Genomic DNA, 23,217 nt, shown 5'->3' with positions numbered 1-23,217 from the left:
CCCGAGAGGGCGTCCCACGGCCTCTCGGGGGCCGGCGTGGCCCACCGGTGGCCCCGGCGGCGGGATCAGCGGCCGGAGAGCGGACCGGGCGCTTCCGTCGTCCACAGGACGCGCTTCTCCCCGGCGCGGATCGGTGCGGCGATCTCGTTCCGCAGTGGCGGGAGGGGACAGCTGAAGGCGTCGGAGAAGGCGCACGGGGGGATGTAGAGGTAGTTGAAGTCCAAGACCGAGGGCTCGCCGGCGGCGGGGCGGGCAAGGCGGAGGAAGCGACCCTGCGGGGAGGACTCCTCGCCGGTGGTGGCGTCCGCCACGACGAGGACGACGTCGTCGCCGTCCTCGAAGGGCAGCAACTCGTACGGCGAGCCCATGACGTCCACGGTCACCGTGAAGGGAACGATCTTCGTGCGGCCGGAGTCGGCGGCGCGCGTGAAGGACCAGGGCACGGCCTCCCCGCCCCCTGAGGGCGAGATCTCGCCGATCGTGACCCAGGACTCGTCGTAAGGGTAAGTCTCGATCCCCCGGAAGGACCTCAGGCCCGGTGCCCCGGAACGGTAGACGCGCAGTTCGTAGTCGATCCTGTCGAGCGAGAAGACATCGAGCAGGTAGGGCCCGCACTCGATGACCGGCCCACCGTCCGGGCGCGACGCGTCGACGAACTCCTCCCCGTCGACCAGGCGGCCGTCCACGCGGACCCCCAGCGAGGCGTCGGCCGAGACGACGAGCCCGGGTGCGCCGTCGGGGTGCCAGGCCGCCGCTCCCGACAGCGCCTCGATCGAGGTCGGGCGAGCGTCGACGCACTGGGCGGAGACCAGCGCCAACGCACCGTGCGTGGAAGTGACGGCGTGGATCCGGTCGATGCGCCAGTCGGGCCAGCTGCCCTGTGTGGACGAGTACATGTCGAACCACCGCCCTGTCGGGACATCCCCACCTCCCACGGTAGCCGCCCGGGGGCCGACCCGCGGGTCCCCGGGCGCCGTCCTGCCGCCGTCGCGGCGCCCTGGAGCCCGGGCCGCGACGGCGGCAGGATCCACTCAGCCCCCGGTGTCGGCGGCGAAGAGGTGTCGCACCGCCCGCGCCGCCTCGGTCGAGCGCCTGCGCAGGACCTCGGGGGTGTCGGCGCGCAGCATCAGATTCGCCATCCGGTAGCCGGTCGCCTCCCGGGCCTCGCCTGCGGCGGCCACCTCCTCGACCGCGCAGACTCCGTCGAGCGACAGCAGGTCGTCCGCGGTCACCCGGGACCGGACCGCTCCGGCGCGCTCGGGGAAGGGGGGGAAGTACCCCATGACGCAGTCGTGGGGGGAATCGGGGGCGGCGTGGGGAGGACACGAGCCGAGTGCCACGAGGAAGGCGGATCGCAGGAGGTCCGGGCCGCCGACGAGTCGAAGCAGCCGGTCGAGGTGGCCACCGACCCGGCCGTTGATCTCGATGAGGTCCGGCCCCTCGGGGGTGACGCGGACCTCGGTGTGGGTGACGCGCCACCGGACGCCGAGGGCCTCCAGGCACGCCCGGACGTAGGACCGGACCTGCTCCTCGCCGTCCCGGGGCAGCTGTGAGGGCAGCACGTCCCCGGTCACCCCCACGGCGTCCGCCCCGTCCGGGCCGGCGTGCGGCGACACCTCCACCGGGAGCTTGTCGAACACGGCCACCGTCTCGTGGTCGGTCTCGCCGCTCACCGTCTCCACCGAGACGAAGTCGGCCAGCCAGTCCGGCCGCACGGGGTGCGCGCCGCGCCGCAGCACGGTCTCCAGAGTGAGGCCCGTCCAGTGCGTTCTGGTCGTTCGCTGGTGTCGTACGTCCTCAGCGTCGCGCAGGAAGGCGATGCCGGAGCCGCCCGCCCCACGGCGGGGCTTGAGAACGCAGGGCGGCGGCAACTCCCCGACGGCGCGGTCGAAGTCCTGGCGTGAGTCCACCCGCCGGCACCGGACGTCGGTGAGACCGGCCTTCCACAGGGTGGCTCGCTGTCGGAGCTTGTCCCAGGGAGACGGTGTCGCCGGTGCTCCGGGAAGTCCCAGGGCGCGCGCCACCGTGTCCGCGTCGTCGACGTGGGCGTCGTGGAAGGTGGTGACGCCGTCGAGGCCGAGCGCGGCGGCGGTCGCCACGAGTCGCCCCGCCCCGGCCACCGCGACCGGGAATCGACGGTCGGCGGCGTTCACGACCCAGGGGTGGGCCTCCGCCGCCTCCTCGGTGAACAGGAGCACCGGCCGGCAGAGGCCGGAGGCGGACCGTTCGATGTCGGAGAGGTGGGCGCTGCCGTGCGGTGCGTGGACGACGGCCACGCGAGGAAGAGCCATACTCTGTTTCCGGCCGCGTGTCGGGAGCCCTCGGCGAAGGCACGTGAAGCCCGCTCACGGCCCACTTCCAGCGTAGACCGGACGGACCCCATCGGGGGACCCCGCGCCGCCCCGACCACAGGTGGGGGCGGCGTGCGTCCGCGGCGGGCCTCAGGCCGCCGGGCCGGGGTGGGTCGGGTACTCCACCCCGGAGCGGGCCTGACCCGCGTCGAGTGAGCCAAAAGCGGCTGCCACCTGGCGTCTAGCGTTACCGGGGTGTTTCTCGATGTTCCGCGATCTTTCGCGCCTAAACCCCCTCGGAACCCCCTGTGGCAGCGGGAACCCCCTGAGAACTCCCTCGGATCATCCTCCCTGATAGGGCTGTGAGCTGCGAAAACAGTAGGCCCTCCGCGTCATATGGCGACGCAGGGGAGTTCCTCCCGCCTTGGCGGGGGGTATGGTGCCGCCTCGCCTTCCCACAGGTGCGGCACGGCCCGCACCGTCGGTAGAAGTTCGGGCTGACCGGCGTCGGTGGTGGCTTCCTCGTGCGCGGTCCAGCGGCCGTGGGAGACCCAGCACATGCCGACCGCCCGACAGTACGCGCACCAGGCGACGTGGCCTGCCAGCCGTACAGGAGGTGAGCTGGTTGTACCGGACCCAGTCAGACGAGGGGATGGTCAAGACGGACGGGAAGCGGTGATGCCCTCACGGGGGTCCGTTCAGTAGTTCTCGCCGAACGCGGCCCGCTGTCGCTTCTCCAGCCAGCCCTTGAACAGCGCCGCCACCGGCGGGGCGGGCACTCCGCCCCGCTCGCCTGCGCCCGCCACGGAGGACAGCCAGGCCGGCATGAACTTCAGGGTCCAGCTCGGTGCCGTCTTGCGCATGTGCGTCGCGAACCCCTTCCAGACCTGCTTGCCCAGCACCGGCGCCAGCCGACCAGACAGCTCGTGCTCCTCGTCCCCGGCGTGTTTCGCCAGTTGATCGCGCACCCCCTCCGTCAGCTTCGCCAGCTCGGCCGCCACGCCGGGGTCCGTACCGAGCCGGCTGCTGACGTCATGCCAGCTGTGCAGTACTCCCCGGAGCGCGACGGCCCGTTCGGTGTCGGGCGACTGCGCCAGCCGCTCGGCGGTGCGGGCGAGCTACGGCGCCCCGCGCATGGCATACCTCCTGGCCGGCCTGCCGGTCGAAGTGCTGGGGCGGATGCGCACGGACCGGGTGATGCGCCGCCCGACCCCGTCCCTCTAGGAGTACGCCCAGACCTATCCCCAGGGCGGGAGGCCGCCGAAGCACGGCAAGGAGTTCCGCTTCGCCAAGCCCGAGACCCGGGGCGAGCCCGACGCGGAGACGGTGCAGGTCACCGACCGCTACGGCACCGCGACGGCCATGGCCTGGGACCGCCTCCACCCCAAGCTGACCACCCGCTGTGCCTGGATCGACCACACCGGCGAACTCCCCGTCATCGAGGGCACCCGGATCCGTCTCTCCGTCGACCACCTGCCCGGCGGCCAGGACCCCCTCCCGGACTGGCTGTGGTCCTCGAAGACCGGCGTGAACGGCGCGGACGTTGACCTGCGATGGCAGGTGTTCCTTCGCCGCATCGACCTGGCACACACCTACTGGATGATCAAACAGACACTCGGCTCCGTTCACTCGGCCGTGAGGAGCCGAGTCCGGATGGCATGTGCCTGAAGGGATCAGTCCAGGAGCGCGGTCGCCTCAACCTCGACGAGCACGTCCGGCTCGAAGAGGTGCTCGACGCCGATGAGGGAGGCCGGAGGCATGGGAAGCCGGAGGCCGATCTCGTCGGCGACCGCCTCCACGCCGGTCATGAAGTCGCTGATCTTCTCGGGGCTCCACTGGGTCACGTAGAACGTCAGACGCAGTACGTCCGTGAACGACGCCCCCGTACCTGCGAGACCGATGGCGGTGTTGCGCAGGGCCTGGGCGACCTGCCCGGCCAGATCGCCGGGTGCGACGGGGACGCCGTCGGCCTGGCGCGCGACCTGGCCGCTGACGTGGACGTGCTTTGACCCGGTGCCCACGGCGACGTGGTGGTACGGGGCCGGCTGCAGCATGCCTTCCGGGGTGAAGTGCTGGACGGTCATGGACTCTCTCCTCCGAAGTAGGTATCCGTAAGCTACCTAGTCGTAGGAAGACACTTCAACGAGACCAGGTTTCACCATGGTTACCGACGGCGAACTCCACATCGACCCTCCGCACCGCGAACTGCTCGACCAGATCCTCGACAAGTGGTCGCTCGGCGTCCTCAACGAGCTCTGCGAACACCCCTGCCGCTTCAACGAACTACGCCGGGCCATCCCACAGGTCACGCAGAAATCGCTGACCGCAACGCTCCGCCGGCTCGAACGCAACGGAGTCATCGAGCGTGAGGTCGTCTCCACCCGCCCCGTGGCAGTCAGGTACCGGATCACCCCCCTCGGTAAGACCCTCCGGCACCCCGTCGACGTACTACTGGCCTGGGCCGCACAGAACATGCCCGCCATCGAACGCGCCCGCCAAGGCTTCGACACACAGGAGGAGGGGGCCGGGCCTCCGTGAGGCCCGGCCCCGGCCGCCCGCCAGCTGCACTTCCGCCACACGCAGCGGCGTATGCTGCCGGCCGTGCAGCACACGTCCTCTTCCGGTTCGGTGACGGCCGGGATGGGCCTACTTCCCCTCGGCCCGCCCCACGGCGTCGGAGCCGGTGGTCAGCGCGGTGGTCGCCGTGGACCAGGCGTCGTCGCCGGGGCTGAACCGGGTGCGGAGGTAGGCCGCGGTGAGTTCGGCCAGGGCGGCGACGCGTGCGGGGTTCTCGTCGGTCGTCTCGTCGGCGTCGTAGCCGGAGACACCGCCAAGGAGGTGTTCGGCATCGAACAGGGTGATCAGGGTCTTGGGCGAGGGGGCGAGCGTGTAGGGGTCGACGTGCCAGTCGGGACCCATGTCGGTGAAGTAGTCGGGGTCGTCCTTGTCGTCCGCGACCACGAGGGCGGGAGTGGTCATGGTCGAGAAGCCGATGCCGTCGAGGAATGACACCACCGAGGTCCTTGGGTCAGCTGGCGCACACGGTGCTTGAGCGAGGTGTTCTCGGTAACGAGTCGTCGGACGGACTCGCCTGGGACCAGCTGCTCGAAGTCGCTTAGAGTTCGCGCGGGTAGGTCAGGGCCGTCGGCCCGGGCGGGCATCCCATCGGTAGGCCGTCCAGGCCCGGAACGGATGATGTGGTGGTTGCTCGTGCCGGTCACAGGGACCGCGGGAACACTGCTTCGGCTGTGCCGCAGGGGGAGGAGCCGGTGCATCCGGCGGAGCCCTCGGCGGAGCGTAGTGGCCGGTCGGCGCACTCCATGGAGGACGTTCACCGCGAACAGTGTTGCTCGCTTTGGGAGTTGATGCTCTCGAAGGAGAACCTGCTCGTGGCGCTCAACCGTGTCGAGGTGAACCGGGGTGCTCCCGGAGTGGACGGTATGACCACGGCCGAACTCAGACCGTGGGTCGCGGTGCGCTGGCCTGAGGTGAGGGCCGAACTCGATGCGGGCATCTACCGGCCGGCGCCGGTCCGTCAGGTGATCATCCCGAAGCCTGGCGGCGGCGAGCGGATGCTGGGGGTGCCGCGGGTGCTGGACCGCTTGATCCAGCAGGCCATCGCGCAGGTGCTCGTGCCGCGCTCGGGGGCGGTGAGCGCGCTGCTCGGGAATGGGCGGCCAGTAGCAAGGGCTACTGGCGGATCGCGGGATCGGTCGTCCTCCATCGGGCACTGCCCAACTCTCACTGGGAAGACCTTGGCCTGCGCATGCTCAAGCCGACCTGGCAACGGTTGAGATCAGCTTGATGAACCGCCGGATGCGTGGCCCGCATGTCCGGTGGTGTGAGAGGAGGGACGGGTGACCCGTCCCTCCTCTCGATTATGTCGACGATGCCCATCAGCGCAGGTAAATAGCCATCCTCAGGGGCCCTGAGGCGGCTCCGGCCGTACCCGCGCAGCCGAGGTGCGCGATCTCGTCAGGCCGCCGGGCCGGGGTAGGTCGGGTACTCCACCCCGGACACGTGCTGGACCACCCGGACGACCTGGCAGGAGTAGCCGAACTCGTTGTCGTACCAGAGGTACAGGATCGCGTTGTCACCCTCGACCTTCGTCGCTCCGGCGTCGACGATCGAGGCGTGTCGCGATCCGATGAAGTCGCTGGAGACCGCGTCGGGTGCGTTGGTGAAGTCGATCTGTCGCTTGAGCGGGGAGGTGAGCGACACGTCGCGGAGGTGGTCGAGGACCTCCTCGCGGGTGGTGGCCCGGGTCAACTGCAGGTTGAGGATGGCGATGGACACGTCCGGCACGGGCACCCGGATGGAACTGCCGGTGATCTTCGCCTGGAGGTCCGGCAGGGCCTTCGCGACGGCGGAGGCGGCGCCGGTCTCGGTGATCACCATGTTGAGCGGGGCGGAGCGACCGCGGCGGTCGGCCTTGTGGTAGTTGTCCAGCAGGTTCTGGTCGTTGGTGAAGGAGTGCACGGTCTCCACGTGCCCCCGGACCACGCCGAACTCGTCGTCCATCGCCTTCAGCGGCGGCACGATCGCGTTGGTGGTGCACGACGCGCAGGACAGGATCGACTCGTCCGGCTTGATCATGTCGTGGTTGACGCCGTGCACGATGTTGGGGACGTCGCCCTTGCCGGGGGCGGTCAGCACCACCTTGTCGATCCCGGGACGCAGGTGCCGGGAGAGTCCCTCGCGGTCCCGCCACTTGCCGGTGTTGTCGATGAGGATGGCGTTCTTGATCCCGTAGGAGGTGTAGTCGACCTCGGCGGGGTCGTCGGCGTGGATCACCTTGACGGCGTTGCCGTTGGCGATGATCGTCCGCTCCGTTTCGTCGACGGTGATCGTGCCGTGGAACTGGCCGTGGATGGAGTCGCGGCGCAGCAGCGAGGCCCGTTTGACGAGATCCTCGCCGGCCCTTCCGCCTCCGCCTCGCACCACGATGGCGCGCAACCGCAGACCGTTCCCGGACCCGGCCTTCTCGATCAGCAGTCGGGCGACCAGCCGGCCGATCCGACCGAATCCGTAGAGCACCACGTCACGCGGCTCACGGCGTTCCCGGCGGGCGGAGTCGCGGTCGATGGCGCCCGCCACCGCCTCGGCGGTGAACCGTTCCACCGACAGTCCCCGGTCGTCCGCCCGGTAGGTGGCGGCGAGCATCCCGAGGTCGATCTGCGACGGACCGAGTTCCAGGGCGGTCAGCGCCCGGAGGAAGGGCAGGGTGTCCGTGACGGACAGTTCGGCGCCGGCGATCTGCCGGGCGAACCTGTGCGTCTTGAGGATGCTGACCACCGACTTGTTCACCAAGGAACGGCTGTGCAGCAGGACGGTGACGTCCCGCTCCCGGTGCAGCTTCCCGATCATCGGGATCATCGATTCCGCGATCTCTTCGCGGTTCTTCCAGTCGGTGAACGAGTCGTCGTTGACAGTCACAGTCCGCATCTTTCGAGCTAGGAGGCGCTCATATGTTAACCACATGCGGGTGGGGCCTCTGCGGGTAGGGCCTCTGCGGGCGGGGAGGGGGCTGTGGCGACCGCGACACCCGCGGGTGCGCGGGGCGTCGACATCCGTACGCCCAAGGCGTCCGCCCCCCTGGCGTCCGCGCGCTCCCCGCGCTCCGGAGGGCGGGGAGCCCGTCCCGCGAGGAGGATTGCCGGGAGCGTGCCGGGGTACGCGACGCGAGACCACCCGTGCCCGACCTCGGCCGGGTGGGCCGGAACGACGCTCCTACCTGGGACACCGCCATGGACACACCTGCGAACGACCCCATCCCCACGGCCGCCCAGCGGGCGCTGGACACCCTGGCCGACAACACCGAGGACGCCGCGGCGCTTGACACACTGGCGGGCAGTGACGTCCTGGTGCCGGTGCCCGACGACACCGAAGCCGAGGAGTCCGCGGACGCCACCACCCTGGCCCTTCCGGTGCTGGAACAGACGGGCGGCGGACAGGTCGTACCGGTGTTCACCTCGGAGGTGGAGATGGCGGGCCTGCTCCCGTACGTCTCCCGCTACCGCATGGTCCCGCTGGGCGCGCTCGCCGCGCAGTGGCCCGCGGGTGACCTCTCGCTGTCCATCGACGCCGGCTCCGACCACCGCCTCACGCTGACTTCGGAGGGGGTCCGCACTCTCCTGGTGCGATCCTGACGCGCCGCCCGCGCGGGCCCGGGACCCGCGCGGGCCGCTCGCCGCACACCCCGAAGGCCGCTTCCCGACGCGAGCGGCCTTCGGGGCGTTCCGTCGCCGCTCCGTGTCGGGGAGTGCTCCGTCGCGCGATGGCCCCACCAGGCCGTCCGGCGGGGTTTGCCGTCGCCACCGGCCGATGCGACATCGCGGCGGTGCGACCCCGGTGCCCGGACGGACGGCGCTGCCCGCGACCCGCAGTCCTCGCCGCGTGTCGGCCGGACGGGGGAGGCGGTGTCGACCCGTCCGCGGCATGAACGGGGGAGGTGCGGGCGCCCGCGGGCCCCCTAGATTCGTTGGCATACCACCGTCAGTCCGTCAGGCGCGCGACCGGGTGCGGGGAACCCGGGGGCGCGCGAGAGCCCGTGAAGGTCGTCCAAGGCCGTCCGGGTCGACGGTCCGGTCCACTCGAAGAAGGGTCCGCACATGCTTGGCAGTCGAACCGCCCTCGTACACGAGGCGCTGACGGGGCCACTCGACGAGACGCACCCGGGCTTCGTCGACGACAAGCCCGCCCCGGTCGCCACCGTCACCCCGTCGTCCTTGGTGACCGCGGGCGCGCTCAGCGTCGTCGGCGTGGGCGTATGCGTCGCGGGCGGCTTCACCTTGGCCGCCGCCCTCGGCTGAGACACCCGCGAGCGCGCCCGGAACGGGCGTCGACAACGAAGTACGCGAAGGGAAAACCATGCTGGAGGCCAACGTCAATGCCGCGATGCCGTCCGACCTGGGGCGGTTGCGCGAGGATCACCCCGGGTTCGTAGAAGCCGCGAGCGAACCGGTGGCCTTCGCCGTCGTCTCCGCCGTGGTCGCCACAGTGGGAGCGGGCGCGTTCGTGACCGGACTCGGCACTCTCGCCGCCGCCGCGGTCGTCAACGCCGTCGGCTGAATCCACCGCCCGGTCGGCGCCGGCCGGGTGCCGACCGACCCGCGCCCCGACCCCCACGCCGACCGGGCGCGCCCGGCGCGTTTCCCCGCGCGCCCTTGTGGCGTGGCCGGGCGCCCGATCGGCGACCGGTGTCGTGCGCGGGCTCGTCGTGATGTCGTGTGACACGGCGCTAGGATGCCCAGGACCCTGCCGCGAGGGGTGGCGGGGCACCGGGGCGCGTCGTACGCCGGCCAGGCCCGCGAGGTCGTCGCCGCACCCGGTCCGCGGTCACGCCCGCCGGGCACGTCGCGTCGGGTTTCGACGGAGGCGAGGGAGAGGCTCGGCAGTGACCCCCGAAGACGCGGGCGACCCACGCACCGGCGCCCGTTCGCTCCGACGTCCCCGTGTGGGGAACCAGGGGCCGATCCTCGCCGCCGTCGCCTCGGGCGGGGCGATCGGCGCGACCGCGCGCCACGCCGCCGAGGTCGCCTGGCCCATGGCGCCCGACCGTTTTCCCTGGACCGCCTTCTGGATCAACGTGATCGGGTGCGCCCTGATCGGCGCGCTCATGGCTACCCTCTCCGAACGCGGCCTCTCCCCGCGACTGCTGCGGCCGTTCCTCGGCACCGGTGTGCTCGGCGGCTTCACCACCTTCTCCGCCTACGCCGTGGACGTGCAGCGATTGGCGGACTCCGGGCGGATCGGAACCGCGCTCGCCCTGCTGGCGGTGACCCCGCCGGCGGCGTTGGCGGGAGTGTGGTCGGGCGGTCGGGCGGCCCGCCGGGTCACCGGGCCGAGCGGGAGGCGGACGTGACCCCGCGCACCGAACCGGCGCTCCGCCTCACCGTCGTCGTCCGCGAGCGGGACACCTGGCACCACCGGCCTGTCCACGCGGAGATCGTCCACAGGGCGAGGGCCGCCGGACTCGCGGGCGCGAGCGTGTTCGGGGGGGTGGAAGGCTTGGCCGCCTCCTCCCTGATCCGCACGAATCGACCGCTGTCGCCGAGCGAGGACCTCCCCGTGGCGATCGTCGTGGTCGACGACGAGGCGAGGGTGCGGGCCTTCCTCCCGCGACCGGACGATCCGGTGGAGGACAGTCCGATCGTGCCGGACGCGTGCGAGGTCGTCCGCCGGACGTGCGGTGCGGGGGGAACGTCGTGAGCTGGCTGCTGGTCGTCGTCGGGGCCGCTGTGGGCGCCCCGCTGCGCTACCTGGTGGACCGTGCCGTCCAGGCCCGGCACGACTCGGCCTTCCCCTGGGGGACCCTCGTGGTGAACGCCGTCGGCTGCCTCGCCATGGGCGTGCTCGCCGGCGCCGCCCTCTCCGGCGCGGCGGGACAGGGCCCGATCCTCCTGCTCGGTACCGGGCTGTGCGGGGCTCTGACCACCTACTCGACCTTCTCCTACGAAACGCTCCGGCTGGTCGAGACCGGCGCCGGTCGACTCGCCGCCGCCAACGTCGTGACCAGTGTCACCGTGGGTGTCGGCGGGGCGTTCGCCGGGGCGGGTCTGGCCGGTGCGCTCTGGGGCTGACCGCCCCGGGCGTCGGCACGCGCAGGGAACGAGTCGCCGAGGTGCGGGCGAGAGCGGCTTGACAGCGCTTCTCAGGGGCCCGATCATCGCTCCGTGAACCTGTCAGACAGCCGGTCGGGTGTCCCCGGACCACCGCGTCGCGCGAGCGCCATGGAGTCGGCGCTCGCCCATCTGCGCGGCTCCATCGAGCGAGGCGAGTACGGCGTCGGTGACCGGCTGCCCTCCGAGGCGGAGCTCTGCCGCGGTCTGGCGGTCTCCCGTCCGGTGCTCCGGGAGGCACTGCGGGCCCTGCAGACGCTGGGGCTGACAGTGTCCCGCACCGGAAGCGGCACCTACGTCGTGGCCGACGCCGTCGCCGACCCGACCTTCGGCGACTACGCGGCGAGCGATCTGATGGAGGTCCGCCGCCACGTCGAGGTCCCGGTGGCCGGCTACGCGGCCGAGCGTCGCACGGGAGAGCAACTCGACGGCCTGTCCCGGCTGCTGGACCGCATGGAACGGGAGTACGACACCGTGACCTGGGCCGCCCTGGACACCCGGTTCCACCTCACGGTCGCCGAGGCGGCCCGCAACCCGGTCTTCCGTCGGGTCGTCGAGGAGATCCGTGACGCCCTGGCCCGACAGTCCGCCTTCCTCGACGGGCTGGACGGGCGGAGAGCCCAGGCCGATCGGGAGCACCGGGCCGTCCTGTTCGCCCTGGCCGACCGGTCCCCCCGCGACGCCCGGCACGCCATGAACCACCACCTGGACCGGGTCGAGCAGACCCTGGCCCGCGTCGTGCGCCCGACCACCACCGCCACCGCGGACGAGGCCGCGTCCTCCGCTCCGCCGCCAGGAAACCGAGGCAAGTGATGGACCCCGTTCTGCGCGCGGACGCGCCACCCATACGCGAACCCCGTCACGTCCCCGTCGCGCGGCTCGTGCGCGGCGGCGTCGTCGAGGGTGTCCACCACGGTTCCGTCGTCGTCCTCGACGCGGGCGGGCGGACGCGTCTCGGGCTCGGCGACGTCGACGCGGCCTTCTACCCTCGCTCCGCGCTCAAGCCGGTACAGGCGGTCGCCATGGTGCGCGCCGGGCTCCCGCTGGAGGGCGAGCTGCTGTCGCTCGCCGCGGCCAGCCACTCCGGGGAGGAGCGGCACCTGAGCGCAGCGGTACGCATCCTGCGGCTGGCCGGGCTCACCGAGGAGCGGTTGGGCAACGTGCGCGACCTGCCCTTCGGCCGGGAGACGCGCGAGCGGTGGATCCGGGAGGGCAGGGCTCCGTCCCGGCTCGCCCAGAACTGCTCCGGCAAGCACGCGGCCATGCTCCACACCTGCGTGCTCAACGACTGGCCCTTGGAGAACTATCTCGACCCCGGCCACCCGTTGCAGCGCGCGGTCGCCGAGACGGTGGAGGACCTCACCGGGCAGCGCGTCGCCGCGGTCACCGTGGACGGTTGCGGAGCACCGCTCTTCGCGGTCTCGCTGCGGGGTCTTGCCCGTGCCGCCGCCCGTCTCACCACCGCCCCCACCGGATCCCCGGAAGCACGCGTCGCCGACGCCGTCCGTGCCCACGCCGAGGCCGCCTCCGGGTCGACCCGGGACGTGGCCGCGCTCATGCGGGCGGTGCCCGGCCTGCTGACCAAGGACGGGTTCGAGGGGGTTCAGGTGGCCGCCCTGCCCGACGGCAGGGCCGTGGCGGTGAAGATCGCCGACGGAGCGGACCGGGCCCGGGTTCCCGTGGCCGCCGCCGCCCTCGCCCGCGCCGGGGTCGACCCGGCGGCGCTGGCCCCGTTCGCCGGGGAGGCCCTGCTGGGCGGCGGGCGTCCGGTCGGCAGCGTCCGACCGGTTCCCGCTCTGGACCCCGGAGAGGGACCCGAGGCGAACCCGGCCCCCGCCCTCGCCTGAGCGGCCGGTGCCGACCGGAGGCAAAATGACGATCATGAGTCCGTCGATCACCTTCTCCTCGGCGCTGGAACGCATCGCCGAGGAGATCGAACGTACCCCCGGCCGAGGCCGGTCCGCCGACTACATCCCGGCGCTCGCCGCCCTCGATCCGCGCAGCTTCGGCATGGCCGTGGCGGAACCGGACGGCACGGTCCACGGGGTGGGGGAGTGGCGGCGGCCGTTCTCGGCGCAGTCCATCACCAAGGTCTTCACGCTCGCGCTAGACCTGGCCCGCGAGGGCGACGAACTGTGGGAGCACGTCGGGCGCGAACCCTCGGGCAACCCCTTCAACTCGCTGGTCCAACTCGAATACGAGAACGGCATTCCGCGCAACCCGTTCATCAACGCGGGAGCGTTGGTCGTCACCGACCGCCTGTTGACCAGAACCGGCGACGCCGCGGGGGAACTGCTGGAGTTCCTCCGGACCGAGAGCGGCAATCCCTCGCTGGAGTTCGACGAGGAGGTCGCCGCCTCGGAGACCGCGAACGGCGACCGAAACGCCGCTCTGGCGCACTTCATGGCCTCCTACGGCAACATCGACAACGCCGTACCGGACCTGCTCGACCAGTACTTCCGCCAGTGCTCCCTCAGCGCGTCCTGCGCCGACCTGGCCCTGGCCACCGGGTTCCTCGCCCGGCACGGAATACGCGCCGACGGCACCCGGCTGCTGACCCGAAGCCAGGCCAAGCAGGTCAACGCGGTGATGTTGACGTGCGGGACGTACGACGCGGCGGGCGAGTTCGCCTACCGGGTCGGTCTGCCCGGCAAGAGCGGGGTGGGGGGCGGCATCATTGCCGTCGTGCCGGGCCACTGCACGCTCTGTGTGTGGGGGCCGGGCCTGGACGGGCACGGCAACTCCGTGGCGGGGGTCGCCGCCCTGGACCGCTTCACCACGCTGACCGGCCTGTCCGTCTTCTGACCCCCCGTCGTCGGTCCCGGCTCCGCTCCGCGACACGCGGGCGGCTCCTCCGCGGCCTCCCGGGCTCTTGATGCCCTCCTGGACGAGGAGCGTTCCCATGGTCAGCCGAAACGCTCCACGCGGATCCGCTCGACCGGCTGTCCGCCGGCCGCCAGCAGCCGCGAGGCGTGCTCGGCGAACGCGTTCGAGCCGCAGACGTAGGCCTCCCAGCCGCCCGCCGGCGGATCGGACAGCGACGGCGCCAGCCGCGCCGCGGTCAGTCGTCCCACCGGTACCCCGGCGGGGGCCGACCGGGTGAAGACCGCGGTCGTCTCGGCGCCGTACTCCCCGGCGTAGATCAGCTCCTCGGGGCGGCGCGCCGAGACGAACAGCCGCAGTGGCACGGTCAGGTCGCGCGCCCGGTGATGGCGGACCATCGACATCAGGGGAACGACTCCGGAACCGCCGCCGAGCAGCAACGCGGGTCGGTCCCCGGCCCAGGCGAAGAAGCCGCTGAGCGGCCCTCGTACCTCGACCGTGTCGCCGGGGCGGGCCCGTGTGTGGAACCAGCCGGACACCTCGCCGCCCTCGACATGGTCCAGGGTCACCTCGACGTGGCCCCGGTCGTCGGGAGCGGACGCCAGGGAGTAGTGCCGCTGGGCGGTGTACCCGTCCGGGGCCGTGAGCCGCAGGTGCAGGTGCTGTCCGGGCAGGTGCCCGGGCCAGCCGGGCACGGCGAGGCGGAAGGTGGCGGCGCGGGCGGTCTCGCGGCGGATCTCGGTCAGTGTCGCGGTCCTCCAGCGCGTCGCCTCCGGAGTGTCCACCGGCACGCGCGCGGGCACGGCGAACCGCGTCGGCGGGGAGAATGGGCGAGAGGTGCGCGTCGTGGGCTCAGTCACCGGAGTACCGCTGCTCCTCCCACGGATTGCCACGCGCGTGGTACCCGTTCCGCTCCCAGAAGCCGGGCGAGTCGTGGTCGAGCAATTCCAGGCCCGCCACCCACTTGACGCTCTTCCAGAAGTACAAGTGCGGCACGACGAGCCGGGCCGGGCCGCCGTGCTCGGGGGTCAACGGCTCCCCGTCGCACTCCCAGACGATCCAGGCCCGACCGTCGGTGAGGTCGGCGAGGGGGAGCCCGGCCGTATAGCCGGTGTGGGCGTACGCGACGGCGTGGGTGGCCGACGCCAGCGGCCGGCAGGCCCGCAGGAAGACGTCCAGGCATACCCCGCCGAATCGCATGCCCGACCGGGACCATCCGGTGACACAGTGGATATCGCCCTCGAAGGTGTCCGAGGGCAGCCGGTGGGCCGCCTCCCAGTCCCATTCCCGTGGTTCGGCGACCAGTCCGCCCAGGCGGAAGGACCAGTCGGACGGCGACAGTTCGGGGGTCACCTCCGCCGACAGCACGGGCCACTCCTCCCGTGCGTCGTACTGCCCGGGCGGCAGTCCGGCGCGCTCGCCGCGCCGCAGGCCGGTGAAGCCTCGGGTGATGTTCATGGGCCGGTCTTCCGGGGGCGTGCGGGCTTCGGGTCACGGCCGCCCCCGGCAGGGGCGCGGCCGTGGTCCACGGTACGCGCCGCCGGTGGTCTCCCGGGACCCGGGCCCGCGCCGGGCTCCTGCCCGCTCGGGCGTCTCCGGCCCTTGGCCGCGTCGCTCGCCGGGTGACGGCCCGGGTCAGGCGGCCACACGGGTGGCGCGCGCGACGAGCAGGGCCACGTCGTCGGCGTTCTCGGGCTCGTGGAGCCTGCGCAGCAGCAGGTCGCAGATCTCCTCCAACGGGCGCTCCGGCCCCTCCAGGAGGCTCAGCAGCGCCTCCAGGCGTTCGTCGAGCTGGTCCCTGCGGGTCTCCACGAGCCCGTCGGTGTACAGCACCAGCAGGTCTCCGGGGTCCAAGTCCACCGCGGTGGTCGTGAAGGGGATGCCTCCGACGCCCAGGGGCACGCCGGTGGGCAGGGCGAGCAGTTCCGGCGGCCGGCCGGAGCGGACCCGAATCGGCGGGAGGTGACCCGCGTTGGCCACCAGTACCTGGTGCTCGCGCGGGTCGTGGACGGCGTAGACGCACGTGGCGATGGCCTGGTCGAGTCCGGCGGTGGTGCGCTCCAGATGCTCCAGCAGCCGGGCCGGGTCCAGGTCCAGGGAGGCCAGGGTGTTGGTGGCGGTCCGCAGTCGGCCCATCGACGCCGCCGCCGCGATCCCGCTGCCCATCACGTCCCCCACCACGAGCGCGGTCCTGGACTCCTCCAGAGGGATGACGTCGAACCAGTCGCCGCCGACCTCACTGGTCGCCTCCGCCGGCTGGTACCGGGAGGCCACCTCCAGGCCGCCGGTCACCCGGGGATGGCTGGGCAGCATGCTGCGTTGCAACATGAGCGCGCTGTTGCGAGCGTTCTGGTACCAACGGGCGTTGTCGATCTGCAGAGCGGCGCGGGCGGCCAGTTCCCGGGCCAGCAACAGGTCGTCCTCGCCGAAGGGCATCGGGTTTCGCGTCCGTCTCAGGTCCAACGAGCCCAGCACCTCGCCACGTGCGATCAAGGGAACGACCAGGTACGAGTGCACGCCCGCCCGGCGCAGCGACTCCGCCGCCCGCGGCGAACGGGCGATGCGGAGCAGGTCCTCCCGTCCGACGCGCGGCACCAGCACCGGGCGCCCGGTGCGCACGCACTCGGTGATCAACCGTTCGGGGGCGTAGGCGGCCACCCGTCCGGCCGGATCGGCCGCGGCGAGCACCTCGGGCTCGTCGTCGGCCCGGACGGCCAGAGACCGCATCACGGCGGCCTCGCCCGGCCCCAGGACGGTGCGGCGACCGTCCACCACCGCGTCCAGCAGGTCGACGGCCGCGAAGTCGGCCACCTCCGGCACCGCCACGTCCGCCAGTTCGCGGGCGGTACGGTCAAGCTCCAGGGTGGTGCCGATCCTCGCCGACGCGTCGGCGACGAGGGCCAGTCGGCGTCTGGCGGCCTCCGCGGCCACCTCCGCCCAGTACTGCTCGGTGATGTCGACGATCGACGCCGCCACGCCGAGGACGGTTCCGGAGGCGTCTTCGAGCCGGTACATCGAGACCGACCACGCGTGGTCCTCGCCCGGGTCGGCCGGGGTGCGGCCCACGGTCGGTTGGTCGACGATCGGCGACCCGGTCTCCAGGACCTGGCGCGCCGCCCTCTCCAGGGCCTCGGGATCCAGCTGTGGCAGCACCTGACGCACGGTGCGTCCGACGTGGTCCTCGGCCGGAACCCCGTTGATCTGTTCCAGGGTCGGGTTGACCGAGACGTAGCGCAGACTCTTGTCCAGGATGGCGAGGCCGATCGGGGACTGCTCGATCACGCGCGAGGACAGCGCCATGTCGCGCTCCATACGGCGTACGGTGGCCTGGTCGGCGGCGAGTCCCAGTGCGTAGACCCGACCCCGGTCGTCCTGCAACCGCATGTTGCGGAATTCCACCATCCGGGTGGTTCCGTCCTTGTGGCGCACGGGAAAGGCCCCGGCCCAGACCTCCCCGGTGCGGAGCACGTCCTCGAACAGCTTCAGGACCAGACCGTGGTGTCGTTCGTGGACCAGGATCCGGGCGGCGTGCCGGCCCAGTGCCTCCTCGGCGGAGTAGCCGAAGAGGTCCTCGGCCTGCGGGCTCCAGAGCACCACGCGTCCCTCGACGTCGAGCACCACGGACGCCACGCCCAGCACGTCGAGCAGCCCGCTCGGCCGCACGGGACCGAGGGACGGCTCGTCGTCCTCGGAGCCGGGAGGTCCGGCTGTGCTCATCGGGGCCCGCCTTCAATCCGCGCGGCACCCTGGTCGATGCCGACCTTTCCGTTCTACCGCGTTCTCCCGCGCGCAGCCCCTCGTCCCCGCCGCCCCGGGGTGGCGAGCCGCCGGTCCCCGCCGGCGTGGGGCTCGGGCGGGGCACGGTGGCGGTGGCGCCGGGGCTGAGTCGGGCGCGGCGTCGCGTGGCCGGGGTCGCGCGCGGTAGTGAGGTGCCCGCCGTGGTGCTTTTCTGAGTGGGGGAGGCGGTCCGCGGGGTGCCCGCGGTGCCGCGTTGGCGGCCCGGAGAGGAGCGATCACCATGGACGGCGAGCGACTGCGCCCGGAGTCCGTCTCCGTCGAACTCAGCGGATGCAGCAAGGAGGACGCGCGGATCGTGTTCGACGCGCTGCGGGCGCGCTACTCCTGCGACCGCCGGCCCGAGGACGTGCCTCGGGAGTTCCACGAGGTGCGGCCGACGGTCTGGCTCGGCACCTTCGACGTCACCGACGCCCGACCGGAAGCGGCGCGGCCGTCGCCGCTCGCCGCCTCGGTGGAGGCCGACGCCCAGGGGGGCTGCTGGGCCATCGAGAGGTTTCGCAGCACCCTCGACGGGTTGTTCACGGTGCGTGACGTGGGTTCGGTCTCCGGGGATCAGGAGCGCGAGCTGCACGTGCGGTTGGAGAATCGCTGAGCACCGCTCCGGATCTGCGCGAACCCTGTTTTGCAACTAGTTGCAAAACAGGGTTCGGTCCTCTACAACAGAGGAACGACACCGCGCACGGAGGGCCAGATGAGTCGATACCCCCACCTGATGAGCCCGCTCGACCTGGGCTTCACCACGCTGCCCAACCGGGTCCTGATGGGCTCCATGCACGTCGGGTTGGAGGAGGCCGAGCGCGGGTTCGAGCGCATGGCGGCCTTCTACGCCGCCCGGGCCCGGGGCGGCGTGGGACTGATCGTCACCGGTGGCATCGCACCCAACGACGAGGGTCGGCCCTACGAGGGCGGCGCCAAGCTCACCGACGAGGCCGAGGCGACCCGGCACCGCGTCGTCACCGACGCCGTACACGCCGAGGGCGGTCGCATAGCGATGCAGATCCTGCACTTCGGCCGCTACGCCTACCATCCCGACCTGGTGGCCCCGAGCCCGCTCCAGGCGCCGATCAGCCCCTTCCCCCCGCGTGAACTCAGCGACGCCGAGATCGAACGCACCATCGACGACTACGCGCGAACCGCCCGCCTCGCCCGCGACGCCGGATACGACGGCGTGGAGATCATGGGCTCCGAGGGCTACCTGATCAACGAGTTCATCGCGGCGCGCACCAACCGCCGCACCGACCGCTGGGGAGGCCCGTACGAGAACCGGATGCGCCTCCCCGTGGAGATCGTCCGGCGGGTACGCGAGGCCGTCGGGCAGGACTTCATCCTGATCTACCGGCTCTCCATGCTCGACCTGGTGCCGGACGGTTCCACGCTGGACGAGGTGATCACGCTGGCGAAGGCCGTCGAGGCGGCCGGCGCCACCATCATCAACACCGGTATCGGCTGGCACGAGGCCCGCATCCCCACCATCGCCACCTCGGTGCCCCGAGGGGCTTACACCTGGGTCACCCGGCGGCTGATGGGCCAGGTCTCGGTGCCGCTGGTCACCACGAACCGCATCAACACCCCCGAACTGGCCGAGAGCCTGCTCGCCGAGGGCGCGGCCGACATGGTCTCGATGGCACGCCCGATGCTCGCCGACCCCGACTTCGTGGCCAAGGCCGCCGCCGGGCGCCCGGAGGCCATCAACACCTGCATCGGCTGCAACCAGGCCTGCCTGGACCACACCTTCAGCGGCCTGATCACCTCCTGCCTGGTCAATCCCCGCGCCTGCCACGAGACCGAGCTGGTGCTGTCCCCGACTCGCACGCGCAAGCGCGTCGCGATCGTCGGGGCGGGGCCGGCCGGGCTCGCCTGCGCGGTCGGAGCGGGCGAGCGTGGCCACGACGTCACCCTCTTCGACGCCGCCGGCGAGATCGGCGGCCAGCTCAACGTGGCGCGCCTCGTCCCCGGCAAGCAGGAGTTCGACGAGACGTTGCGCTACTTCCGCGACCGGCTCGACGCCCACGGCGTCCGGCTGTGTCTGGGCCAGGAGGTGACCGCCGCCGACCTGGACGGATACGACGAGGTGGTCGTCGCCACCGGCGTCACCCCCCGGGTCCCCGAGATCCCGGGGGTCGACCACCCCCGGGTCGTCGGCTACCTGGACGTCCTGCGCGGCGAGGCACCCGTCGGCGACCGGGTGGCCGTGCTGGGCGCGGGCGGCATCGGGTTCGACGTCGCCGAGTACCTCACCGACGTCGGCGACCGGGCCCACGAGGACCCGCCGACGTACTTCAGAAACTGGGGCGTGGACATGGAACACCGCGGCCCGGGCGGGCTCACCCCGCCCGAGCGGCCGGCGTCGCCGCGCTCCGTCCATCTGCTGCAACGCAAGACGACCAAGGTCGGCGCCGGACTCGGCAAGACCACCGGCTGGATCCACCGGGCCGAACTCAGGCAACGGGGCGTCACCATGGTCGCCGGCGTCGCCTACGACCGGATCGACGACGCGGGACTCCACCTCACCGTCGACGGCGAGAGCGGGGTGCTGGAGGTGGACACGATCGTGCTGTGCACCGGGCAGGAGCCTCGCCGCGAGCTGTACGAGGAGCTGCGGTCCGCCGGCCGCCGGGTCCACCTGATCGGCGGTGCCGACGTCGCCGCCGAACTGGACGCCAAGCGCGCGATCAAGCAGGGCACCGAGGTGGCCGCGGCGCTGTAGCCGCACCGCCCGCCGGGGGCGGGCCGGCCCTTCTCGCCGGCCCGCCCCCGGAGCCGCCCGTCCCTAGGATGAGCCCATGTCACTCCCGCACGCGATCCTGACCGCCCTGCTGGAGCGGCCTTCCTCGGGACTCGAACTCACCCGCCGCTTCGACCGGTCGATCGGCTACTTCTGGTCGGCGACCCACCAGCAGATCTATCGCGAGCTGGGAAAGCTGGAGGCGGACGGCCTGATCCGGGCGCTCTCCCCGGAACAGCCGGCGCGCGGCCAGAAGAAGGCCTACGAGGTCCTGCCCGCCGGTCGCGCCGAACTCGCCCGCTGGACCGCCGCCGCGCAGGAACCCAAGCCCCTCCGGGACCCGATGCTGCTCCGGTTGAGGGCCTCCGCCGTCGTCGGGACCCGAGGCATCGAGTCCGATCTTCGCCGCCATCTGGAACTGCACGAGAGCCGCCTGGCCGAGTACCGGGAGATCGAGGACCGGGACTTCCCGCCCGGTCGGGACGGCGCCGAGGACCGGTTGCGCCATCTCGTGCTGCGCGCGGGCATCGACCTGGAGACCTTCTGGACGGAGTGGCTGCGGCACGCCCTGGGCGAGGTCGCGGATCTGTCCGGTCCCGCTCGGGTGGATCCGTCGCCCCCGGACTGACCCCTGGCCGACCGCGCCCGACGGACCCCGGGGCATCGGCACCGCGCCCGGTCGGGTGCGCTTCCCCTCCGCCGCTCAGTGCTTCCGGTAGGAGTGCGCCTCGCGTGCCGCCGCCTCCACCGCGTCGATGTCGGCGCCGGCGCTCGCCGTGACCACCGCCGCGACGGCTCCCTCCACGAAGGGGGCGTCCACGAGACGGGTTCCCCTGGGCAACTCGCCTTCCTCGGCCAGAAGCGCCTTCACGATCAACACCGCGCTGCCCAGATCGACGAGGACCGCCACCCCCGCCCCCCGGTCCACCTCCGCCGCGGCGGCCGTCACGAGGTCCGCGCTGGTGCCGAAGCCGCCACCGGGCGCACCGCCCGCCGCCGCCACCGGGACGTCGGCCCCGCCGCCCGACAGGGCGCGCGCCAGATCGGCGACGGAGCGCGCCACCTCGGCGCTGTGCGACACCAGGACCACCCCGACCGGTGGGGCCTCACTCATCGCCCGCCTCCACGGCGTCCCGGAGGGCGACCACGAGCAGAGCCGCCGAGGTGGCCCCCGGATCCTGGTGGCCGACGCTGCGCTCGCCCAGGTAGCTCGCCCGGCCCTTGCGGGCGCGCATCCCGATCGTGGCCCGTGCCCCCGCCTCGGCCGCCCGCCCCGCCTCGGCGAACGACTCGCCGATGACCTCCAAGGCGGGTTCGAGCGCGTCCACCATCGTCTTGTCGCCGGGGGCGGCACCGCCCAGCGCCCGCACCGCCTCCACCCCCGCGCCCAGCGCCACCCGCAGTTCCTCGGAGTCCACCTCGGGCGCGTCCCCGAGCGCCCTTCCGGCGCGGCGCAGCAGTGTCCCGTACAGCGGCCCGGCGGCACCCCCGACGGTGGCGAGGAGGCGCCCACCGCACAGCACCAGAACGGCTCCCGGCGTGTCGGGTGCCCGCTCGTCGAGTGTCGCGGCGACGGACCGAAAGCCCCGCCGGAGATTGGTGCCGTGGTCGGCGTCGCCGATGGGGGCGTCGAGCGCCGTGAGCCGATCGGCCTCCCTTTCCACGGCGGTGGCGGTCGCCGTCATCCAACGGCGGAAGAAGGCTGCGTCCAACAACGGGGACTCCTGTGCGGTAGGGGTCGGACGGCGTGGCGGGCGGGCTTCACGGCGCTCGGCACGGGGCCGGAGGTCATCTGCCCCAGCGGAGGGCGGGGGTGCTCACCGGAGCGTCCCAGAGCCGGAGCAGCTCCTCGTCGAGTCGGCACAGCGACACCGAAGCGCCCGCCATGTCCAGCGAGGTGACGTAGTTCCCGATCAGGACGCGGGCGACGGGGACCCCGCGCTGCTCCAGGACTCGCCGTACCTCGGCGTGGAAGCCGTGGAGTTCCAGCAGTGGCGTGCCTCCCATGCCGTTGACCAGGAGCAGCACCGGGCCGCGGGGGTCGAGATCCGCCAGGACGGCGTCGACGGCGGTCTCGGCGATCTCCCCGGACGTCATCATCGGCCGCCGCTCGCGGCCGGGCTCGCCGTGGATTCCCACCCCCATCTCCAGCGATCCGGCGGGCAGGTCGAAGGCGGGGCCGCCCCGGGCCGGTGTGCTGCACGCGCTCAGCGCGACCCCGAAGCTGCGCGAGACCTCGTTGACCCGACGGGCCGTGGCCTCCACCCGTTCCAGTGGCTGCCCCTCGTCGGCCGCCGCCCCCGCGATCTTCTCCACGAAGAGCGTGGCCCCGGTGCCGCGCCGCCCGGCCGTGTGGAGACCGTCCTCCACGGCCACGTCGTCGTCGACGAGCACCGTCGCGACCCGGACGCCCTCGTCCTCGGCCAGTTCGGCGGCCATGCCGAAGTTCAACACGTCCCCGGTGTAGTTCTTGACCACGAACAACACGCCGGCCCCGCTGTCGACGGCCGCCGCCGCGCGCACCATCTGGTCGGGCACGGGCGAGGTGAACACCTCCCCGGGACAGGCCGCCGAGAGCATGCCCGGGCCGACGAACCCGCAGTGCAACGGCTCGTGCCCCGACCCCCCACCGGACACCAGCCCGACCTTGCCGGCGACCGGGGCGTCGCGTCGCACGATCACCCGGTTGGCGACATCCACCGTCAGCTCCGGATAGGCGGCCGACATCCCGCGCAGGGCGTCCGCCACGACGGTCTCGGGGACATTGATCAACATCTTCACGGGTGCCTCCCGGGCCCACGCGCGACGACATCAAACCCGGCAGCGCCGTCGCCCGGCCGCCGACGGTACTCCCACACCAGCAGTATCGGCCCTGGGGCCGCGCCGGTCACCCGCGCGCCGCGCCCGTGGGCATCGGTTCCCCGTCTCCTTCCGCCCACGCGCCCCGCCCCTCCCGTTC

Annotated in this window: 25 protein-coding genes and 2 pseudogenes; 15 read left to right on the top strand and 12 right to left on the bottom strand. The window is 72.5% G+C overall.

Going from position 1 to position 23,217, the window contains the following annotated elements:
- Positions 1 to 65: 65 nt before the first annotated feature.
- The 3 genes from JEK78_RS01515 to JEK78_RS01505 form a co-directional block, all read right to left on the bottom strand.
- Positions 66 to 896 (bottom strand): DUF1684 domain-containing protein, encoded by an 831-nt coding sequence (locus tag JEK78_RS01515; protein ID WP_200262286.1) that lies wholly within the window; start codon positions 894 to 896, stop codon positions 66 to 68.
- Positions 897 to 1,031: 135 nt separating this feature from the next.
- A complete protein-coding gene (locus tag JEK78_RS01510) occupies positions 1,032 to 2,291 on the bottom strand; it encodes an ATP-grasp domain-containing protein (protein ID WP_200262285.1) in 1,260 nt (419 codons plus the stop codon).
- Positions 2,292 to 2,989: 698 nt separating this feature from the next.
- On the bottom strand, positions 2,990 to 3,292 hold the full coding sequence (locus JEK78_RS01505; RefSeq protein WP_200262284.1) for a hypothetical protein: 303 nt from the start codon (positions 3,290 to 3,292) through the stop codon (positions 2,990 to 2,992).
- A gap of 124 nt (positions 3,293 to 3,416) precedes the next feature.
- On the opposite strand from JEK78_RS01505, the pseudogene JEK78_RS01500 reads away from it, so the two are divergent.
- Positions 3,417 to 3,911: pseudogene (locus JEK78_RS01500) on the top strand (transposase); the annotation flags it as partial.
- Between the two features lie 53 nt (positions 3,912 to 3,964).
- Here the strand turns inward: JEK78_RS01500 and JEK78_RS01495 are convergent.
- Complete coding sequence (locus tag JEK78_RS01495) at positions 3,965 to 4,375, bottom strand: RidA family protein (RefSeq protein ID WP_200262283.1); 411 nt, start codon at positions 4,373 to 4,375, stop codon at positions 3,965 to 3,967.
- A 76-nt stretch (positions 4,376 to 4,451) separates the two neighbouring features.
- Between JEK78_RS01495 and JEK78_RS01490 the strand changes: the two genes are divergently transcribed.
- A complete protein-coding gene (locus JEK78_RS01490) occupies positions 4,452 to 4,829 on the top strand; it encodes a helix-turn-helix domain-containing protein (protein WP_200262282.1) in 378 nt (125 codons plus the stop codon).
- A 108-nt stretch (positions 4,830 to 4,937) separates the two neighbouring features.
- On the opposite strand, the pseudogene JEK78_RS01485 reads toward JEK78_RS01490, so the two are convergent.
- Positions 4,938 to 5,285 (bottom strand): annotated as a pseudogene (locus tag JEK78_RS01485) (chlorophyllase); the annotation flags it as partial.
- A gap of 326 nt (positions 5,286 to 5,611) precedes the next feature.
- On the opposite strand from JEK78_RS01485, the gene JEK78_RS01480 reads away from it, so the two are divergent.
- Positions 5,612 to 6,085, top strand: coding sequence for a hypothetical protein (locus tag JEK78_RS01480; RefSeq protein ID WP_200262281.1), 474 nt, complete (start codon positions 5,612 to 5,614; stop codon positions 6,083 to 6,085).
- Between the two features lie 181 nt (positions 6,086 to 6,266).
- Here the strand turns inward: JEK78_RS01480 and JEK78_RS01475 are convergent, their stop codons facing one another.
- On the bottom strand, positions 6,267 to 7,727 hold the full coding sequence (locus tag JEK78_RS01475) for a glyceraldehyde-3-phosphate dehydrogenase (RefSeq protein WP_200262280.1): 1,461 nt from the start codon (positions 7,725 to 7,727) through the stop codon (positions 6,267 to 6,269).
- Between the two features lie 311 nt (positions 7,728 to 8,038).
- Here JEK78_RS01475 and JEK78_RS01470 point away from each other — a divergent pair, with 311 nt between their 5' ends.
- The 9 genes from JEK78_RS01470 to JEK78_RS01430 all read left to right on the top strand — a co-directional run bounded on the left by JEK78_RS01470 (position 8,039) and on the right by JEK78_RS01430 (position 13,717).
- Positions 8,039 to 8,440 (top strand): SseB family protein, encoded by a 402-nt coding sequence (locus JEK78_RS01470; RefSeq protein ID WP_200262279.1) that lies wholly within the window; start codon positions 8,039 to 8,041, stop codon positions 8,438 to 8,440.
- 462 nt (positions 8,441 to 8,902) lie between these two features.
- Positions 8,903 to 9,103, top strand: coding sequence for a hypothetical protein (locus tag JEK78_RS01465; protein ID WP_200262278.1), 201 nt, complete (start codon positions 8,903 to 8,905; stop codon positions 9,101 to 9,103).
- Between the two features lie 58 nt (positions 9,104 to 9,161).
- On the top strand, positions 9,162 to 9,362 hold the full coding sequence (locus JEK78_RS01460) for a hypothetical protein (RefSeq protein ID WP_200262277.1): 201 nt from the start codon (positions 9,162 to 9,164) through the stop codon (positions 9,360 to 9,362).
- A gap of 325 nt (positions 9,363 to 9,687) precedes the next feature.
- Complete coding sequence (locus JEK78_RS01455; RefSeq protein WP_242483226.1) at positions 9,688 to 10,155, top strand: CrcB family protein; 468 nt, start codon at positions 9,688 to 9,690, stop codon at positions 10,153 to 10,155.
- On the top strand, positions 10,152 to 10,502 hold the full coding sequence (locus tag JEK78_RS01450; protein ID WP_200262275.1) for a DUF190 domain-containing protein: 351 nt from the start codon (positions 10,152 to 10,154) through the stop codon (positions 10,500 to 10,502). Before JEK78_RS01455 ends, JEK78_RS01450 begins: the two co-directional genes overlap by 4 nt.
- Positions 10,499 to 10,873, top strand: a complete 375-nt coding sequence (gene crcB / locus JEK78_RS01445) for a fluoride efflux transporter CrcB (protein ID WP_200262274.1) — start codon at positions 10,499 to 10,501, stop codon at positions 10,871 to 10,873. The genes JEK78_RS01450 and crcB overlap by 4 nt, the downstream gene beginning before the upstream one ends.
- Positions 10,874 to 11,023: 150 nt before the next feature.
- Positions 11,024 to 11,725, top strand: a complete 702-nt coding sequence (locus JEK78_RS01440) for a FadR/GntR family transcriptional regulator (RefSeq protein ID WP_200263934.1) — start codon at positions 11,024 to 11,026, stop codon at positions 11,723 to 11,725.
- Positions 11,725 to 12,759 carry an asparaginase gene (locus tag JEK78_RS01435; protein WP_200262273.1) on the top strand — a complete coding sequence of 345 codons (1,035 nt, stop codon included), beginning with the start codon at positions 11,725 to 11,727 and terminating at the stop codon, positions 12,757 to 12,759. The genes JEK78_RS01440 and JEK78_RS01435 overlap by 1 nt, the downstream gene beginning before the upstream one ends.
- A gap of 25 nt (positions 12,760 to 12,784) precedes the next feature.
- Complete coding sequence (locus tag JEK78_RS01430; protein ID WP_200262272.1) at positions 12,785 to 13,717, top strand: glutaminase; 933 nt, start codon at positions 12,785 to 12,787, stop codon at positions 13,715 to 13,717.
- Positions 13,718 to 13,818: 101 nt separating this feature from the next.
- Here the strand turns inward: JEK78_RS01430 and JEK78_RS01425 are convergent, their stop codons facing one another.
- The 3 genes from JEK78_RS01425 to JEK78_RS01415 all read right to left on the bottom strand — a co-directional run bounded on the left by JEK78_RS01425 (position 13,819) and on the right by JEK78_RS01415 (position 17,452).
- Positions 13,819 to 14,595 carry a ferredoxin reductase gene (locus JEK78_RS01425; RefSeq protein WP_200262271.1) on the bottom strand — a complete coding sequence of 259 codons (777 nt, stop codon included), beginning with the start codon at positions 14,593 to 14,595 and terminating at the stop codon, positions 13,819 to 13,821.
- Positions 14,588 to 15,193, bottom strand: coding sequence for a sulfite oxidase-like oxidoreductase (locus JEK78_RS01420; protein ID WP_200262270.1), 606 nt, complete (start codon positions 15,191 to 15,193; stop codon positions 14,588 to 14,590). The genes JEK78_RS01425 and JEK78_RS01420 overlap by 8 nt, the downstream gene beginning before the upstream one ends.
- A 177-nt stretch (positions 15,194 to 15,370) precedes the next feature.
- Positions 15,371 to 17,452 (bottom strand): SpoIIE family protein phosphatase, encoded by a 2,082-nt coding sequence (locus tag JEK78_RS01415; protein WP_200262269.1) that lies wholly within the window; start codon positions 17,450 to 17,452, stop codon positions 15,371 to 15,373.
- A 301-nt stretch (positions 17,453 to 17,753) separates the two neighbouring features.
- On the opposite strand from JEK78_RS01415, the gene JEK78_RS01410 reads away from it, so the two are divergent.
- The 3 genes from JEK78_RS01410 to JEK78_RS01400 all read left to right on the top strand — a co-directional run bounded on the left by JEK78_RS01410 (position 17,754) and on the right by JEK78_RS01400 (position 20,886).
- Complete coding sequence (locus tag JEK78_RS01410) at positions 17,754 to 18,125, top strand: hypothetical protein (protein WP_200262268.1); 372 nt, start codon at positions 17,754 to 17,756, stop codon at positions 18,123 to 18,125.
- A 99-nt stretch (positions 18,126 to 18,224) separates the two neighbouring features.
- On the top strand, positions 18,225 to 20,240 hold the full coding sequence (locus JEK78_RS01405) for an NADPH-dependent 2,4-dienoyl-CoA reductase (protein WP_200262267.1): 2,016 nt from the start codon (positions 18,225 to 18,227) through the stop codon (positions 20,238 to 20,240).
- Positions 20,241 to 20,316: 76 nt separating this feature from the next.
- Entirely contained in the window at positions 20,317 to 20,886 is a 570-nt protein-coding gene (locus JEK78_RS01400) for a PadR family transcriptional regulator (RefSeq protein ID WP_200262266.1), read from the top strand.
- 75 nt (positions 20,887 to 20,961) lie between these two features.
- Here the strand turns inward: JEK78_RS01400 and JEK78_RS01395 are convergent, their stop codons facing one another.
- From JEK78_RS01395 to dhaK, 3 genes are all read right to left on the bottom strand, one after another.
- Positions 20,962 to 21,372, bottom strand: a complete 411-nt coding sequence (locus JEK78_RS01395; protein WP_200262265.1) for a PTS fructose transporter subunit IIA — start codon at positions 21,370 to 21,372, stop codon at positions 20,962 to 20,964.
- Positions 21,365 to 21,973: a dihydroxyacetone kinase subunit DhaL gene (dhaL, locus tag JEK78_RS01390; protein ID WP_200262264.1), complete on the bottom strand. Its 609-nt coding sequence runs from the start codon at positions 21,971 to 21,973 to the stop codon at positions 21,365 to 21,367. Before dhaL ends, JEK78_RS01395 begins: the two co-directional genes overlap by 8 nt.
- A gap of 73 nt (positions 21,974 to 22,046) precedes the next feature.
- Positions 22,047 to 23,039 (bottom strand): dihydroxyacetone kinase subunit DhaK, encoded by a 993-nt coding sequence (gene dhaK, locus JEK78_RS01385; RefSeq protein WP_200262263.1) that lies wholly within the window; start codon positions 23,037 to 23,039, stop codon positions 22,047 to 22,049.
- Between the last annotated feature and the right edge of the window lie 178 nt (positions 23,040 to 23,217).

Source organism: Streptomyces sp. HSG2, from assembly GCF_016598575.1.
Classification (GTDB): Bacteria; Actinomycetota; Actinomycetes; order Streptomycetales; family Streptomycetaceae; genus Streptomyces.
This window is presented reverse-complemented; position numbering and strand designations above follow the sequence as displayed.

Excerpts from the sequence above, each read along its gene's own strand:
- JEK78_RS01515 (WP_200262286.1), bottom strand. The coding sequence starts at position 896 with ATGTACTCGTCCACACAGGGCAGCTGGCCCGACTGGCGCATCGACCGG.
- JEK78_RS01510 (WP_200262285.1), bottom strand. The coding sequence starts at position 2,291 with ATGGCTCTTCCTCGCGTGGCCGTCGTCCACGCACCGCACGGCAGCGCC.
- JEK78_RS01495 (WP_200262283.1), bottom strand. The coding sequence starts at position 4,375 with ATGACCGTCCAGCACTTCACCCCGGAAGGCATGCTGCAGCCGGCCCCG.
- JEK78_RS01490 (WP_200262282.1), top strand. The coding sequence starts at position 4,452 with ATGGTTACCGACGGCGAACTCCACATCGACCCTCCGCACCGCGAACTG.
- JEK78_RS01480 (WP_200262281.1), top strand. The coding sequence starts at position 5,612 with ATGGAGGACGTTCACCGCGAACAGTGTTGCTCGCTTTGGGAGTTGATG.
- JEK78_RS01470 (WP_200262279.1), top strand. The coding sequence starts at position 8,039 with ATGGACACACCTGCGAACGACCCCATCCCCACGGCCGCCCAGCGGGCG.
- JEK78_RS01465 (WP_200262278.1), top strand. The coding sequence starts at position 8,903 with ATGCTTGGCAGTCGAACCGCCCTCGTACACGAGGCGCTGACGGGGCCA.
- JEK78_RS01460 (WP_200262277.1), top strand. The coding sequence starts at position 9,162 with ATGCTGGAGGCCAACGTCAATGCCGCGATGCCGTCCGACCTGGGGCGG.
- JEK78_RS01440 (WP_200263934.1), top strand. The coding sequence starts at position 11,024 with ATGGAGTCGGCGCTCGCCCATCTGCGCGGCTCCATCGAGCGAGGCGAG.
- JEK78_RS01435 (WP_200262273.1), top strand. The coding sequence starts at position 11,725 with ATGGACCCCGTTCTGCGCGCGGACGCGCCACCCATACGCGAACCCCGT.
- JEK78_RS01430 (WP_200262272.1), top strand. The coding sequence starts at position 12,785 with ATGACGATCATGAGTCCGTCGATCACCTTCTCCTCGGCGCTGGAACGC.
- JEK78_RS01420 (WP_200262270.1), bottom strand. The coding sequence starts at position 15,193 with ATGAACATCACCCGAGGCTTCACCGGCCTGCGGCGCGGCGAGCGCGCC.
- JEK78_RS01415 (WP_200262269.1), bottom strand. The coding sequence starts at position 17,452 with ATGAGCACAGCCGGACCTCCCGGCTCCGAGGACGACGAGCCGTCCCTC.
- JEK78_RS01410 (WP_200262268.1), top strand. The coding sequence starts at position 17,754 with ATGGACGGCGAGCGACTGCGCCCGGAGTCCGTCTCCGTCGAACTCAGC.
- JEK78_RS01405 (WP_200262267.1), top strand. The coding sequence starts at position 18,225 with ATGAGTCGATACCCCCACCTGATGAGCCCGCTCGACCTGGGCTTCACC.
- JEK78_RS01400 (WP_200262266.1), top strand. The coding sequence starts at position 20,317 with ATGTCACTCCCGCACGCGATCCTGACCGCCCTGCTGGAGCGGCCTTCC.
- JEK78_RS01395 (WP_200262265.1), bottom strand. The coding sequence starts at position 21,372 with ATGAGTGAGGCCCCACCGGTCGGGGTGGTCCTGGTGTCGCACAGCGCC.